Source organism: Flavobacterium sp. NPDC079362 (assembly GCF_050267765.1).
Classification (GTDB): domain Bacteria; phylum Bacteroidota; class Bacteroidia; order Flavobacteriales; family Flavobacteriaceae; genus Flavobacterium; species Flavobacterium azizsancarii.
The window spans coordinates 71,205-86,640 of sequence record NZ_JBNNFM010000025.1; the positions used below are offsets into that span (position 1 = coordinate 71,205).

Consider the following 15,436-nt stretch of genomic DNA (forward strand, 5'->3'; position numbering starts at 1 on the left):
TTGAACTCAAAACAAAGTTAACTCAAAAACCATATAAGAAATTAAAGCTCATATGCTCTTTAACTCCTTATATGGTTTATTTTTTTATGTAAGTAAATCCTAACTAAACCCCTCATTATACTCGGAGCCTTAGCAACTTAGTATCTTAGAACCTCAGTGTCTTAAAAAAAATTAAACTTCAAATTTATAACCAACACCTTTGATGGTTTTAAAAAGCTCTTCTCCTATTTTTTCACGTAGTTTTCTAATATGAACATCGATTGTTCTTCCTCCTACTACCACTTCATTACCCCAAACTTTATCCAGGATTTCGTCTCTTTTGAAAACTTTTCCAGGTTTAGAGGCTAATAAGTAAAATAATTCGAATTCTTTTCTTGGTAAAGCAATTTCGACATTGCCTTTTATGATCTTGTATTCTTCACGATTAATCTCGATTCCGCCTACATTCAAGGTATCACTAACAACTTCTTGTTCTTTTAACCTTCTTAACAAAGCCTTTACTTTACTTACCAATAATTTTGGTTTTATTGGTTTGGTAATATAGTCATCTGCACCTGCATCAAAACCAGCAACTTGTGAGTAATCTTCGCTTCTGGCTGTCAGAAATGTTATGATAACATTATTTAATTCCGGAATTTTTCTGATGTGTTCACAGGCTTCCATTCCGTCCATTTCGGCCATCATAACATCCATAATAATTAAGTCCGGCAATTCTTTCTGAGCCTTTGCTATAGCTTCTTTTCCATTAGAAGCTGTAACAATCTGATAGCCTTCCTGAGCAAGGTTATAGCCTACGATTTCCAAGATATCTGGTTCATCGTCAACTAATAAAATCTTGGTTTGTGTTTTTTTCATAAATAGCAAAAATTGAGATTTTTACATCAAATTTTCTTCATTATACATTCGATGTTTTTTATTTCACAGCGTAAATATACTAACAAAATAACCGTTAAAAACTGCGGTTAACGGTAATTTAATGTGGTAACAATTTGATAATCTACAAGACACAAAAACATAACAAGTGCCTAACATGAACTTTACACGGCGTTTCTTTCTTTGCACAAAAATAAATTAAACACAACACAAAAATGAAATTCAATTTAAAATTTCTATTTATTACATTATTTATTTGTACGATTTCGGTCGCGCAAACCAAAGGTACGATTTCTGGTGTACTAACCGACAAGGAAACCAATAATCAACCTTTACCTTTCGCAAATGTTTTAGTAAAAGGGACTAACACAATCGCGAACACTGACATTGACGGAAAATATTCGTTGAGCGTAAATCCGGGAAATTATATTATTATTTTTAGTTTCGTTGGATATGAATCTGTAGAGAAACCAGTAATTGTAAAAGCAAACGAAACTATTACGGTTAGTCAGGTACTTTCTTCAGGAAGTTTTACTCTACAAGATGTTGTTGTAAAATCAGCAGCAGTAAACAAACAAAAAGAATCTGCATTACTTTTAGAACAAAAGAATGCGGTTGACATTAAACAAACTATTGGTGCGCAGGAATTGTCAAGAAAAGGGGTTGGCGATGTAGCTGCGGCTGTAGCAAAAACTTCAGGAGTTTCTAAACAAGAAGGAAGCAACAATGTTTTTGTAAGAGGACTTGGTGACCGTTATAATTCTACTTCGATGAACGGATTGCCAATACCATCTAATGATCCTGAGAGAAAAAACATTGCTCTGGATCTTTTTTCAACAGATATTGTGGAATATATTTCTATTGACAAATCTTACGGATCAAGAATGTATGGTGATTTTGCAGGAGGAAACGTAGATATAGTTTCAAAAGATTACCGCGGAAAAGGAATGTTTGAAATCTCACTGGGATCTAAAGTGAACACAAATGCTCTACAAAATTCTGATAAATTTTTATTACAGCAAGGCCCTAATAAATCAGGTTTTGTTTCATACGGAGTTCCTCAAAATGCTTTGACGGGATATAATTTTGAAAACAGCCTGAATCCTAAAAAAGAAAGCCCTTTTGGCGGAAACTTTAATCTGAAAGCAGGAAAAACTTTCAATATTGGTGAAGAAGGAAAACTTAGCGTTTTTGCAACTGCGAGCTTTAACAATGGTTACGAATATAGAGAAGGTTTAAGCCAAAGTGTAAATGCGCAGGGAGCATCATTAAAATCTTTTCACCAGGAAAAATACACTTACAACACAAACTCTACCGGGATGTTTAATGCCAATTATCGCTTAAACAAAAATCACAAAATTGGCTACAACTTTTTGTACATCAATTCATCTGAGCAAACGAGAGATACTTATTTTGGAACTGATAGAGATTTTGATAATGCTGATGCGAGTCTTCTTGTTCAAAGAGGAACGTTCTCACAGAATACTGTTTTCATCAATCAGCTTTTAGGAAACCACAAAATAACAGATAAAATAGATTTTGATTGGGGAGTTTCATACAATACTGTCAAAGGCGATATGCCAGACAGGACTCAAAATAAAATGTTCTATAACCCAACTACTGATATCTACACAATTGCTCAAAGAACAACTACTGACAATCAGAGATACTATCAAAACCTAAAAGAAGACGAAGCTGCTGCTAATCTTGCTTTTACTTATAAATTAGGAGATAAAGAAAGTGGCACTTCAAAAGGAAAAATCGTTGCGGGTTATAACGGTAAATTTAAAAAACGCGATTTCGAAGCTATACAATTCAACTTCAATGTAAGTCAGGCAGGTTTAGGAACGAGTGTAACCCCAAATAATTTAGATGCTTTCTTTAATCAGGCAAACTACAACAACGGTACATTTTCAATTGGTGCTTTTGCCGGAATGACGCCGCAAACTTATAGCGGTGATCAGGACATTCATGCAGGATTTGCTAATATCGAATATAAATTATCTGAAAAACTAAGTGGTGTTTTAGGTTTTAGATACGAAAAAATATCTCAAAGTGTTACCTGGAGAACACAACTTGATGCATCTGGTGGTAAAAATGAATTTGACAGAAACGAATTCTTACCAAGTTTAGCTTTAAAATATGCATTAAGCGAAAAGCAAAATCTTCGTTTGGCAGCAAGCAAAACCTATACATTACCACAATTTAAAGAGCGTGCTTTGTTTATTTATGAAGATGTAATGGAAACTAAAATTGGTAACCCTGATTTATATCCTTCACAAAATTACAATTTTGACTTAAAATGGGAAATGTTCCCAAAAAGCGATGAATTATTCTCTGTTACTGCTTTTGGAAAATACATTTTAGATCCAATTAACGAAGTTGTAATTGCTTCTGCATCAAATGATATTTCATGGGTAAACATTGGAGATTCAGGTTATGCTTACGGACTTGAATTGGAAGCAAGAAAAAACATTTTTGAAATTGAAGGAGAATATACTAACAAACTTTCTTTTGGGTTTAATGCTTCATTAATGAAAACACATCAGGAAATTGATTCTGAAAAAGTTCAAAAAGAAACCAACAGCAGAATGAACATCAACCTTACGGATACTAGTTCAGGTTTTACAGGCGCTTCTGATTTGATTTTAAATGCGGATCTATCTTATACTAAAAACTGGAACAATGATGCCGGAATTATGGCGACCATCGCATACAATCATTATTCTGATAAACTTTACGCAATTGGATCTGAACAAAAGGGAAATTTAGTAGACAAAGCAATGGGGACTTTAGATCTAGTTTTCAAAACTAAATTAAACAAGAGCCTTGGAATTGATTTTGGAGCAAGAAACTTATTGAACCCACAATTTAAGAGAGTTCAGGAAAACACTGGCGGAGACGTTTTAGTTTTTAACTATAAAAAAGGAGTAACATTTGGATTGGGAATGAATTACCAATTCTAATAAACAAACAAGAAACCCGCTTGTTAATTTCTTAACATTTCGTTAAAAAACATATAACAAATCCATTACGACAGCTTAACATTCATTCAGACTTAAGTTTTCATATTTGCACAAACACAAACTAATAAAAAAAGTAATGAAAAACACACTTTCAACAATCTTCGGCTTAGCAGCTTTATCACTTGTAACACTTACAACGTCTTGCTCAAGCGACAACAACAATGATGCACCTACTTTACCTGGCTCTAGTTTCGTAGTAAACAGAGACAATCTTCAAGGGGAGATTAATGACGGAGAAGTTATTTTAGAATCCGGAACTTATAAACTTACAGGAAAATTAATCGTTAAGAGTACTGCAAAACTTACTATCAAACCCGGAGTTATTATTGAAGCATCTAAATTAGATGTAAACAAAATTGAGTCTATAAGATACATTGCTATTTCTCAAGGTGGAAAAATCGACGTTCAGGGAACAGCTGCAAATCCTGTAGTTATGACAGCTACAGAACACAAACCTGGAGCTTGGGGTGGATTAGTAATTTGCGGAAAAGCGCCTATCAACAAAGGAGCAACTGCATCTGCTGAAGTTTCTGACTTACCATACGGTGGAACTGACGTTAATGACAACTCTGGATCAATCAAATACTTAAGAATTGAATATCCTGGATACGCTTACAACTCAGATAAAGAATTCAACGGAATCTCTTTCTTTGGTGTTGGTAAAGGAACAAGCGTTGATTACGTTCAAATTTTCGAAAGCTCTGATGATGGATTCGAGTGGTTTGGTGGAACCGTAAATGCTTCTCACTTAGTAGTTTCTAATAAAGATGCTGCAAACGTTGGGGATGATTTATTTGACTGGACTGAAGGATGGAACGGAACTGGTGAGTTTTTCTACGGAATCAGAACAAACGCTGGTAACAGAGGTGTAGAAGCAGATAATAACGCTAACAACCACCTGGCTAGTCCAATTTCTTTCCCAACAATCAAAAACCTTACTTTAGTTGGTTTTGGATCAACTGACACAAGTGCAGAATCTCAAGCATTTAAATTGAGAGTTGGAACAAAAGGTAAATTTGACAATGTTGTATTAAAAGGTTGGAAAACTGGTTTTGATGTTGAACACGATGAAACGATTTCATACGTAGGAGTTGACTTATTAGCAACTAACGTTAAATTCGAAGATGTTCCTGTAAAATCAAAAGGTACAACTACTGGAAAATTAGTTGCTGATGTTTCTAAAGTATTCACAGAATCGACTACTGCACTTGGAGCAGGAAACGGATCAGGAGTTCCTACTTGGGCTGCTGGATGGACAAAAGGTCTATAACATACTCAAAACATAAAATTGTTAAAAACATCCTAAATTTTTAGGATGTTTTTTTTTGGCGTAATTTTTGTAATTTTTTTTGTATATTTACATTAATCAAAAATATGCGATGGCAAAAAACTACTTTTATATTACATTCTTATTGGCTTTTTTCTTTACTATGAGTGTCTCAGCACAAGATAGTAAGCAATTACCAAAACCTCAAGATGCGACTGTCATTGAGGGTTTAAGCTTGTACCCTAATCCGGTCACTGGCGGAAAAGTATACATCTCCTCTAAAAATGACTTAGAAAAAGAAATTATAATTTTTGATGTACTGGGCAAAAAAGTACTTCAGACACATTTAAGTTCACGAGAATTAAACGTGTCTGATCTTGTTCCTGGTGTTTATATCATAAAAATAAGTGAAGAGAACGCTTCTGCAACCAGAAAGCTCATCATTCGATAAAATCATAAAAAAGCTCCTTTTCAGGAGCTTTTTTAGTTTTCAGCCTCAGGTTCAGTTTTCAGTTGCATTACATACCAAAAACTGCCACTGAAAACGATGACTAAAAACTAAAAACAATATCTTTGCACAAAAAAGTTTTGATTACAGCCAACGATATATTTACGATTTCGAGTCATAAACAATTTGAAAAAACAGCCTTAAAAGTGTTTCGTTTTCAACACGAGAATAATATCGTATATCGTAATTTCTGTGATTTTTTAAAAGTCAATCCACAACAGGTAAAATCGCTGGAACAAATTCCATTTTTACCTATTCAGTTTTTCAAAAGCCATAACGTAGTTTCTAATAATGATCCCGCTCAGGTTACTTTTACAAGCAGCGGAACTACAGGAATGATTACCAGCAGACATATTGTGACTGATGTTTCTCTTTATGAAGAAAGCTATAGAAAAGGATTTTCCCAATTTTATGGCAATATCGAAGATTACGTTGTTTTAGCGCTTTTACCATCCTATCTTGAGCGCGACGGCTCTTCGTTAATTTACATGGTCGAAGACTTAATAAAGTTATCCAATCAGCATGAAAGCGGGTTTTATTTACACAATCACGACGACTTAATTAAGAAATTAACCGCACTCGATGAGTCTGGTCAAAATGTCATTTTAATTGGTGTTACGTATGCTTTATTAGATTTGATCGAAAAACATCAGTTCAACCTTCAAAACACCATTATTATGGAAACCGGAGGAATGAAAGGCAAACGCAAAGAAATGATCCGCGAAGAATTACACGAGATACTGTGCAAAGGTTTTGGCGTTTCAGCCATTCACTCAGAATACGGAATGACGGAACTTCTTGGACAGGCCTATTCTTTGGGCGAAGGCGTTTTTGAATGCCCGTCATGGATGCATATACTTGTACGCGATCCTGAAGATGCACTTACTTATGTGAAAGATGAAAAAACAGGCGGAGTAAACGTTATTGATTTAGCCAATATCAACTCCTGCTCTTTTATTGCCACGCAGGATCTGGGCAAAAAATATCCCAACAACTCTTTCGAGGTATTGGGACGTTTTGATAATTCTGATATTCGTGGTTGTAATTTGATGGTTCTCTAATGTTGCATCGTTGATTTGTTTAATCGGTAAACCGAATTAACACTAAATCAAAAATTAATCTTCACTGTATACACCTATATTTTCAATGCCCTCCTTTTTATTTAATTCTCTTTCCTTTTCTGCTTTATTTTCCAGAAACTTATAAATGCCGTAACAACTTAATCCTCCAAAAAGTATATAAAATAGATTCCAAATTGGATCTACAAAATCTTCATTACCAAGAGAATCAAAACCATTGACAAGCGCTAATCCAATAGCAACAATAAATCCAGCAACAATAGTTCCCCCATAATAAGACACTAATCCAAAAAAGAAATAAGCCCACTTATTTTTACCATATTCAAGCGCCAAATTAGCGAATGCTTTCCAAATCCAATATAAAAATAAAAGTCCAATCATAAATTAGGTTTTAAGTAACAAGCCACTAATATAGGTTTTTATACGATTCTACGCACAAATAATTACTCTGTCACTAAAAAAAAGATAAAACAAAAAAAAATCCCAACAACTCTTTCGAGGTATTGGGACGTTTTTATAAAAAAGGTTAATCGTCAATTTGTTTATTCGTTAAATCGCTTTTGACCTTCAACAAACGACTAAACTACTCTAATCACAAAATAATTTTTCTTTCCACTTTGCAACAACACAAACTGATTATTGATTAAATCATTTGCTGTTAATACAAAATCTTCTTTAATTTTTTCTCTGTTTACAGAAATTGAGTTTGCTGTCAAAGCTCTTCTCGCCTCTCCGTTTGATTTAAAGAAACCTGTTTTTTCGTTTAAAACAGTAACAATATCCAATCCATTTTCTAAATCAGCTTTGGTGATTTCAGCTTGTGGAACTCCATCAAAAACTTCTAAAAAAGTAGTTTCATCTAATTTTTTCAAATCATCTGCAGTAGAGTTTCCAAACAAGATATTCGAAGCCTGTATTGCTTTCTCTAATTCTTCTTCAGAATGAACAAAAATGGTGATTTCCTCAGCCAGTTTCTTTTGTAAAACTCTTAAATGTGGCGCTGCTTTATGCTCTTCGATTAAAACATCAATCGTTTCCTTATCCAAAAAAGTAAAGATTTTAATGTATTTCTCAGCATCAACATCTGTTGCATTTACCCAAAACTGGTAAAATTTATATACCGAAGTTTTATCAGCATCCAACCAAACATTTCCACCTTCAGATTTCCCAAATTTAGAACCGTCTGCTTTTGTGATTAATGGCGTTGTCAATGCAAAAGCTTTCGCACCTTCTCCACCCATTCTGCGAACTAATTCTGTTCCGGTAGTAATATTACCCCATTGATCAGAACCACCCATTTGCAAAACGCAATTGTTGTTTTTATATAAATGATAAAAATCGTAACCCTGAATCAATTGATAAGTAAACTCTGTAAAAGACATTCCTTCGCCTTCTCCGGCCAATCTCTTTTTTACTGAATCCTTCGCCATCATATAATTTACCGTGATACGTTTTCCAACTTCACGTGCAAAATCAATAAACGAGAATTCTTTCATCCAGTCATAGTTATTCACCATAACGGGAGCATTTGCTTCTTTTGAATTAAAGTCTAAGAAACGGGATAAAACACTTTTTATTCCTGCAACGTTTTTAGCCAAAGTCTCTTCGTTCAACAAATTTCTTTCGTCAGATTTCCCAGACGGATCACCAATCATTCCGGTCGCACCTCCAACCAAAGCGATTGCTTTATGCCCCGTTCTGTTTAAGTGAACCAATAAAATAATCTGAACCATACTACCAATATGTAGTGAATCTGCCGTTGGATCAAAACCTATATATGCCGTTGTTACTTCTTTAAGCAATTGTTCTTCCGTTCCTGGCATGCTATCATGATATAACCCTCGCCACTTTAATTCTTCAACTAGATTCTTCATTTTTAAAATAATTTGTGCAAATGTAATCAATGTCAATATCAAAATCAAAAAGCAATGCTACAAAGACACTAAGACTCAAAGGAAATAAATAAGAAAACTGATCGCACTGCCTTTCTATTAAAACAAATAACAATTATGACCTTTTTGTCTTTGCAGCAAAAAAACGAACAAAAAACTTTGTGTCTTTGTGCCTTTGTGGCAAAATCGGTATATTTACAAAATGGTATTAGTAACTGGAGGAACAGGTTTAGTTGGTGCGCATTTATTACTTCATTTAATTGAAAATGGAGAAAGTGTTCGGGCTACATACCGAAACCAAAAAAACATTCAAAAGACAAAAGCCGTTTTTGACTTATATAAAAAAGGGGATTTGTTCGAAAAAATCAATTGGCTTGAAGCCGATATTTTAGATGTTCCTTCTTTAGAAATTGCTTTTATCGATATTGATTACGTCTACCATTGTGCTGCTTTTATCTCTTTCGATCCCAAAGATGAAGAACTACTTCGAAAAACTAATATTGAGGGAACTGCCAATATGGTTAATTTTTCTATTGCTAAAGGAATAAAGAAATTCTGTTTTATAAGTTCTATTGCAGCTTTAGGCGATATTGCTCCTCACGAAACTTATATTACCGAAGAAACAGACTGGAATCCGGAGAAACCCCATAGTGATTATGCTATTTCTAAATATGGTGCAGAAATGGAAGTCTGGCGCGGACTTCAGGAAGGACTTGATGTGATGATCATAAATCCAGGCGTGATTTTAGGACCAATATCCACAACAAAAATTTTCGATGAGGGAAGCAGCGAATTGTACCGAAAAGTGGCTAATGGACTTTCTTTTTACACGCTGGGAAACACCGGTTTTATAGCAATTGATGACGTAGTAAGAATTTCGCACGAACTAATGAAAAGCGACATCAAAAACGAACGCTTTACTTTAATTGCCGACAATATTGTTTTTCGCGATATCCTCAATACAATTGCTGATACTCTAAAAGTAAAAAAACCAAGTACTCATGCTAAACCATTGCTTATGAATTTTCTTTGGATGGCAGATTTGGGATTTTCAACTTTATTTCTTCAAAAAAGACGTCTCACTAAAGCAACTGCAAAAGCTTCTTATTCTAAAAATTTGTATTCGAATGAAAAAATAAAAACCGCTCTGAGAACGGTTTTTTTAGATGTACATCAATATATAAAGGATACTTCGAAATTATAAAATTATCTCTTATTTCTTGATTGTATTAATTGTTTTATAGAATCTATATTGACTTGTTGTTTCATAGGTTTCTTAACAAGATCTTTAATCGTATCCTTGGCTTTGTTTTTCTTTTCTTTCGCTGCCTTTTTATCTTCAATTTTCACTATTGAATCTGTAGCTCTTTGATCAACAGCAAGTCTTTTGCCAATTTCATCAAACATTTCCTTGTAAGTCTCATAATCTGTCGCGTAGTACATATTACTCTGAGCAAACTGCAAACTGTCTACTTTATATTTTTGCAAAATAAACTTAACCGGATTAGTATCAATAGAATCTAATGACAATGGATTTTGATATCTCATAGCATCCAGAAGAGACAGATCATACATAATATCAATCATCTTTTCTTTCTCAATAAGTTTTGCAGGTTGTTTGACCAACTCTTTTTTACAACTTACAGAAAGAAACACAACCAATATTATTACTATACAATTCTTCATCTCAGCTTTTTATCTATCAAACAATAATCTTTTTCCAGCGCGGATATCTTTTACTTTAAAGTTATTATACACCATCTGACCATTTACAAAAGTGTGTGTAATCCTTGATTTAAAAGTATAATTCTCAAAAGGCGACCAACCGCATTTTGCCAGGATATTTTCCGGTTTTACGCTCCATGGCAAACTTGGGTTTACAATTACCAAATCAGCAAAATAACCTTCTTTAACAAATCCTCTTTTTTCTATTTTGAAAATTTTAGCCGGATTGTGGCACATTTTCTCCACGATTTTCTCCACGCTAATTTTTCCCTGATGATGCGCTTCAAACATTGCCACTACAGCATGTTGCACAAGCGGACCTCCTGACGGCGCATTAAGATAAGATTGCATTTTTTCTTCTTTTGTATGAGGCGCATGGTCTGTAGCAATTACATCAATACGTCCGTCATTCAAAGCTTTCCAAAGTTCTGCTCTGTCTTCAGCCGTTTTAACAGCAGGGTTCCATTTAATAAAGTTTCCTTTTGTTTTATAATCTTCATCAGTGAACCAAAGGTGATGTACGCAAACCTCAGCAGTAATCTTTTTATCTTCTAACGGAATTTTATTCGTAAACAATTCCATTTCTTTCGCAGTCGAAAGATGAAAGATATGCAAACGCGCTCCTGTTTTTTTCGCCAGAGCAACAGCTTTTGATGACGAAATATAACAAGCCTCTGCACTACGAATCAAATGGTGCGCCGTAACCGGAACATCATCACCATATTGCTCTTTGAATGCAGCAAGATTATTTTGAATTGTAGTTTCATCTTCACAATGTACAGCAATTAACATTGGTGTACTTGAGAATATTTTTTCTAAAGTCGCTTCATTATCGACCAACATATTTCCTGTCGAAGATCCTAGAAAAATCTTGATTCCTGCAACATTTTTAGGGTTTGTTTTTAAAACTTCTTCAAGATTATCATTGGTTGCCCCCATCATAAACGAATAATTCGCAAATGATTTTACGGCTGCAATTTGATATTTATCTTCTAAGATTTCCTGAGTAACAGCGTTGGGAACTGTATTGGGCTGTTCGATAAAAGAAGTAATTCCCCCAGCAACTGCCGCTCTTGATTCTGATTCGATATCGCCTTTATGTGTTAATCCAGGCTCTCTAAAATGTACCTGGTCATCGATTGCACCCGGCATTAAGTAACTTCCTTCAGCATCGATCACTTTACAATCTGATGTTTTTAAGCTAATGCTGTCTGCAACCTCAACGATCAAATCGTTTTCGATCAAAACATCACCTTCAAAAATAGATCCTTCGTTTACAATTTTAGCATTCTTTATTAAAATCCTGTTCATCGCCATAGTGGTATTATAAGGTATTGACTAATTTTTTTAATCTTAATGAAATTACACCCAGAATAGCTTCTTTGATAATGGCATTGCTCATTTTTGAAACTCCCTTGGTTCTGTCCGTAAAAATAATTGGCACCTCGGTAATTTCAAATTTAGCACAGTAAGTCCTGTATTTCATTTCGATCTGAAAGGCATAGCCCACAAATTTAATTTTATTAAGATTGATTTTTTCCAGAACTTCTCTTTTGTAACAAACAAATCCGGCTGTAGCATCATGAATTTTCATTCCGGTAATAAACTTCACGTAAACAGATGCAAAATAAGACATTAAAACACGGCTCAAGGGCCAGTTTACAACGTTTACACCGGTTACATAACGAGAACCAATAGCTAAGTCTGCTCCGCCAAAATGACAAGCATCAAACAATTTTTCAAGATCATTGGGGTTGTGAGAAAAATCAGCGTCCATTTCAAAAATGAAATCATATTGGCGTTCAAGAGCCCATTTAAAACCGTGAACATAAGCGGTTCCTAAACCTGCTTTTTTAGCTCTTTTCTCTAAAAATAACCTGTCCGGAAATTCTTCCTGCAACGCAATAACCTTATCAGCCGTATGATCCGGCGAATTATCATCGATAATTAAAAGATGAAAAGGCTTATGTTGTGAAAGAACAGCTCTAACTATACTTTCAATATTTTCGATTTCGTTGTAAGTGGGAATTATGACAATACAATCATTCATTTTTCTGCGTAAATTTCATCGCAAAAGTAAACTTTTTATAGCATTTGATTCATAATAAATATATAATAAAAGTATTGAGACAAAAAATTACTAATTTTGTGGCGTTATGATTGAACAACTTCACCCTCGAATTATCGAAAACAAAGACTGGGCAACACTTTTATTTGTGTTGACCTTTGCTGTAGTTGCTATGACTAAATCTGCATATGAAACCAGATTTAGTGAATTTAGCAGGCTTATTTTTTCAGACAAATACGCAAAAATATATCGTGATAACAACCATTTAAAAAGCAGCTTTACGGTAGGCTTGTTTTTCGTGCAAGTTGTTTCGTATGCTTTTTTCATTCAGTTAACGATGCACATCTTTTCACAGGATGATAAAACCGGAACTTACAGCATCTTAAAAACAGATTGGATTTTATTCATTCAGATCGCAACTTTTTTGCTTTATTTTATTCTGGCAAAGTTTTTAATCGAGAAAATTGTTGCAACTTCATTCAACATCGATGAGTTTGCTGATCTTTTTAACTTACAAAAAGTTACCTATAGAACTTATATTGGCGTTTTAATCCTTCCTATTAATGCTATTTTGTTTTATTATGACAATATTCCTAAAATTATACCGCTTGCAATCATAGGTATTTCGCTATGTATCAGCCTATACTCATATTTTATTTCAATAAAAACATATCAAAACGTAATAATCAGCAAGTTATTTTATTTTATTTTATATCTTTGCGCTCTTGAAATAGCACCTTATTATTTTCTCTATTATTGGATTACAAAAGGGAGTGCTTAGAAAATGTTTATAATATGAAAGTGAAAACAATTTTGGTGTCACAGCCTGAACCTAAAGTGGAAAATTCTCCTTACTTTGAGCTCCAACAAAAACACAAAATAAAAATTGATTTCAGACCATTTATTCATGTGGAAGGGGTTAATGCTAAAGAGATTCGATTGCAAAAAATCGATCTTAATCACTATACTGCGATAATTTTGACAAGCCGTAATGCGGTGGATCATTTTTTTAGAGTAGCAGATGAAATGCGTTATAAAGTTCCTGAAGGATTGAAATATTTCTGCCAATCTGAAGCTGTTGCATTTTACCTGCAAAAGTATGTTGTGTATAGAAAACGTAAGATTTACGTTGGTGCAAAAGATTTTGCAGATTTATCACCTCTTATCAAAAAGTACAAAGACGAAAAATTTCTGCTTCCGGCATCTGATCAATTGAATGCGGATGCTCCTATAACATTAAACAATCTCAAAGTAGACTGGACACAAGCTGTTTTTTACAAAACTGTAATGAGCGACTTATCTGATCTTGCTGATGTTTATTATGATGTTTTAGCATTTTTTAGTCCAACCGGAATAAAATCTTTGTTTAAAAACTTTCCTGATTTTAAACAAAACGAAACACGAATTGCTGTTTTTGGAAGCACAACTCAAAAAGAAGCTTTAGACTACGGACTAAGAATCGATATTCTTGCTCCAACTCCTGAAACTCCTTCTATGACAATGGCTCTGGAAAAATATATAAGCGAAGCAAACAAAGGGAAATAATCCCTTCAAAATATTCAATTTTTAAAATTCCAAATTCCAACTTTAATGCTGGGATTTGGAATTTTTCTTTTTTAATCAAATTCCATGTTTATTTTTATTTAAAAATTTAAACATTGTACATATTGACATGGCCAACGTTTTTTAACCGTGGAGTGTAATTTATCATTTTTCATTCATTATCCCAATCCGTCTCCCAAGGTTAAAACCTTGGGCTATGTTTTAAATACGTTGAAAATTTTACAAATAAGAAAATTGGAATTTATTTCTTTGAACTTAAAGTGAATAAAATTGGAATTTGGAATTTGAATATTGGAATTTTCTATTTCACAGCATTTTCATTACATTTGATTTCTATTCTAAAGCAAATCATCTAAATAAGTTTCAAACTACAACTATGAAAATCAACTCCCTTATAATTGAAATTGACGGCATCGACAAGGAAATCCTGCGCTACTTAATGGATGATGCCCGAAAACCAATTTTGCAAATCGCCAATAAAATAGGTATTTCCGGAGCTGCAATTCATCAGCGTTTGAAAAAACTGGAACAATCAGGTGTTATTTCAGGCTCTAAATTTACTGTAAACCCAAAAGTTTTAGGATATAATACAATGGCATTTGTTGGTGTTTATCTTGACAAAGCTTCAAGAAACTCGGAAGCTGTAAAGGATTTAAAAAAGATTCCCGAAGTTTTGGAATGCCATTACACAACAGGAAACTGGTCTGTTTTAATCAAAATCATTTGTCGCGACAATGAACACCTAATGCAACTTTTAAATACTAAAATCCAAGCCATAGAAGGGGTTTCAAGAACAGAAACGTTTATTTCCCTGGATCAGCAGATTGACAGACAGATTCAGTTGTAATTAGAAAATGAGATAATGTGTCAATTAGATAATATTTTAAAACCTTTATGGCAAAAATTAGACCCGAGATTAAAACCATATTATTTTTTATCTTTTACTTTACAATCGCATTAATAGGAGAGAAAAGAAGTCTCTGTGGAGTCTGCGCGCCAGGCCCAGGGTTTTTATTATTTCTACTTTCAATTCCGGTGAGTATAATTTATTCTCTAATTCTTTATTTCAGATATCATAAATCAGAAAACAAACAATACCTAAACTCTATTTATATTATATCAGGAATTTGGGTTTTGCTTTTTATCTTTTTAAGCTTCAGCAATAAATAAAATCGGATAGGAGCCTAGGGATTAATTCCCTAGGCGACCTTCCACACCACCCGGCATACGGATCCGTACCAAGGCGGTTCTTAATTTACAATACATTTTAAGATAGATACCTAACCTAAAGTACTTCCGTGAGGTTATTTTCAGTTATCCCAATAAAGGTCTGCACTCCTTGGTAGCTGTCGGATTCCGTCCTATCCTTCCCAAGGTAGTTATCAAATTACTTGATATTTTCTGCATTCGTGCCTTCATAGGTAACATTCATTTA

General features: G+C 34.0%; 14 protein-coding genes. 8 read left to right on the top strand and 6 right to left on the bottom strand.

What is annotated here, in order from left to right; translation table 11 throughout:
- Nucleotides 1-171 precede the first annotated feature (171 nt).
- Complete coding sequence (locus ACQKCJ_RS18565; protein ID WP_213299981.1) at nt 172-855, bottom strand: response regulator transcription factor; 684 nt, start codon at nt 853-855, stop codon at nt 172-174.
- Nucleotides 856-1,088: 233 nt separating this feature from the next.
- On the opposite strand from ACQKCJ_RS18565, the gene ACQKCJ_RS18570 reads away from it, so the two are divergent.
- The 4 genes from ACQKCJ_RS18570 to ACQKCJ_RS18585 all read left to right on the top strand — a co-directional run bounded on the left by ACQKCJ_RS18570 (nt 1,089) and on the right by ACQKCJ_RS18585 (nt 6,735).
- Nucleotides 1,089-3,839, top strand: a complete 2,751-nt coding sequence (locus ACQKCJ_RS18570) for a TonB-dependent receptor domain-containing protein (RefSeq protein ID WP_427402637.1) — start codon at nt 1,089-1,091, stop codon at nt 3,837-3,839.
- Between the two features lie 136 nt (nt 3,840-3,975).
- Nucleotides 3,976-5,169 carry a hypothetical protein gene (locus ACQKCJ_RS18575; RefSeq protein WP_271337256.1) on the top strand — a complete coding sequence of 398 codons (1,194 nt, stop codon included), beginning with the start codon at nt 3,976-3,978 and terminating at the stop codon, nt 5,167-5,169.
- A gap of 109 nt (nt 5,170-5,278) precedes the next feature.
- Entirely contained in the window at nt 5,279-5,617 is a 339-nt protein-coding gene (locus ACQKCJ_RS18580) for a T9SS type A sorting domain-containing protein (RefSeq protein ID WP_271337255.1), read from the top strand.
- 137 nt (nt 5,618-5,754) lie between these two features.
- Nucleotides 5,755-6,735, top strand: a complete 981-nt coding sequence (locus tag ACQKCJ_RS18585; protein WP_427402640.1) for an acyl transferase — start codon at nt 5,755-5,757, stop codon at nt 6,733-6,735.
- Nucleotides 6,736-6,789: 54 nt separating this feature from the next.
- Here ACQKCJ_RS18585 and ACQKCJ_RS18590 read toward each other — a convergent pair whose 3' ends face one another.
- Together ACQKCJ_RS18590 and tyrS are read right to left on the bottom strand one after the other, a co-directional pair.
- On the bottom strand, nt 6,790-7,134 hold the full coding sequence (locus ACQKCJ_RS18590; RefSeq protein WP_427402638.1) for a hypothetical protein: 345 nt from the start codon (nt 7,132-7,134) through the stop codon (nt 6,790-6,792).
- Between the two features lie 197 nt (nt 7,135-7,331).
- Complete coding sequence (tyrS, locus tag ACQKCJ_RS18595) at nt 7,332-8,627, bottom strand: tyrosine--tRNA ligase (RefSeq protein WP_271337253.1); 1,296 nt, start codon at nt 8,625-8,627, stop codon at nt 7,332-7,334.
- A gap of 220 nt (nt 8,628-8,847) precedes the next feature.
- Here tyrS and ACQKCJ_RS18600 point away from each other — a divergent pair, with 220 nt between their 5' ends.
- Nucleotides 8,848-9,849: an NAD-dependent epimerase/dehydratase family protein gene (locus ACQKCJ_RS18600; protein WP_271337252.1), complete on the top strand. Its 1,002-nt coding sequence runs from the start codon at nt 8,848-8,850 to the stop codon at nt 9,847-9,849.
- Nucleotides 9,850-9,851: 2 nt separating this feature from the next.
- Here ACQKCJ_RS18600 and ACQKCJ_RS18605 read toward each other — a convergent pair whose 3' ends face one another.
- Genes ACQKCJ_RS18605 through ACQKCJ_RS18615 form a run of 3 tightly spaced genes read right to left on the bottom strand, consistent with a single transcriptional unit; the run spans nt 9,852 to nt 12,420 of the window.
- A complete protein-coding gene (locus ACQKCJ_RS18605; RefSeq protein ID WP_427402639.1) occupies nt 9,852-10,331 on the bottom strand; it encodes a DUF4296 domain-containing protein in 480 nt (159 codons plus the stop codon).
- Nucleotides 10,332-10,340: 9 nt separating this feature from the next.
- Nucleotides 10,341-11,681, bottom strand: a complete 1,341-nt coding sequence (locus ACQKCJ_RS18610; RefSeq protein ID WP_271337250.1) for a dihydroorotase — start codon at nt 11,679-11,681, stop codon at nt 10,341-10,343.
- A gap of 13 nt (nt 11,682-11,694) precedes the next feature.
- Nucleotides 11,695-12,420, bottom strand: coding sequence for a polyprenol monophosphomannose synthase (locus ACQKCJ_RS18615; RefSeq protein ID WP_271337249.1), 726 nt, complete (start codon nt 12,418-12,420; stop codon nt 11,695-11,697).
- A 106-nt stretch (nt 12,421-12,526) separates the two neighbouring features.
- On the opposite strand from ACQKCJ_RS18615, the gene ACQKCJ_RS18620 reads away from it, so the two are divergent.
- The 3 genes from ACQKCJ_RS18620 to ACQKCJ_RS18630 all read left to right on the top strand — a co-directional run bounded on the left by ACQKCJ_RS18620 (nt 12,527) and on the right by ACQKCJ_RS18630 (nt 14,848).
- A complete protein-coding gene (locus tag ACQKCJ_RS18620) occupies nt 12,527-13,219 on the top strand; it encodes a DUF4271 domain-containing protein (RefSeq protein ID WP_271337248.1) in 693 nt (230 codons plus the stop codon).
- A gap of 14 nt (nt 13,220-13,233) precedes the next feature.
- The gene (locus ACQKCJ_RS18625) at nt 13,234-13,983 is read left to right on the top strand and encodes a uroporphyrinogen-III synthase (RefSeq protein WP_072964327.1); all 750 of its coding nucleotides are present in this window, start codon (nt 13,234-13,236) and stop codon (nt 13,981-13,983) included.
- A gap of 394 nt (nt 13,984-14,377) precedes the next feature.
- Entirely contained in the window at nt 14,378-14,848 is a 471-nt protein-coding gene (locus ACQKCJ_RS18630; protein WP_017496220.1) for an Lrp/AsnC family transcriptional regulator, read from the top strand.
- The last annotated feature ends 588 nt before the right edge of the window (nt 14,849-15,436 follow it).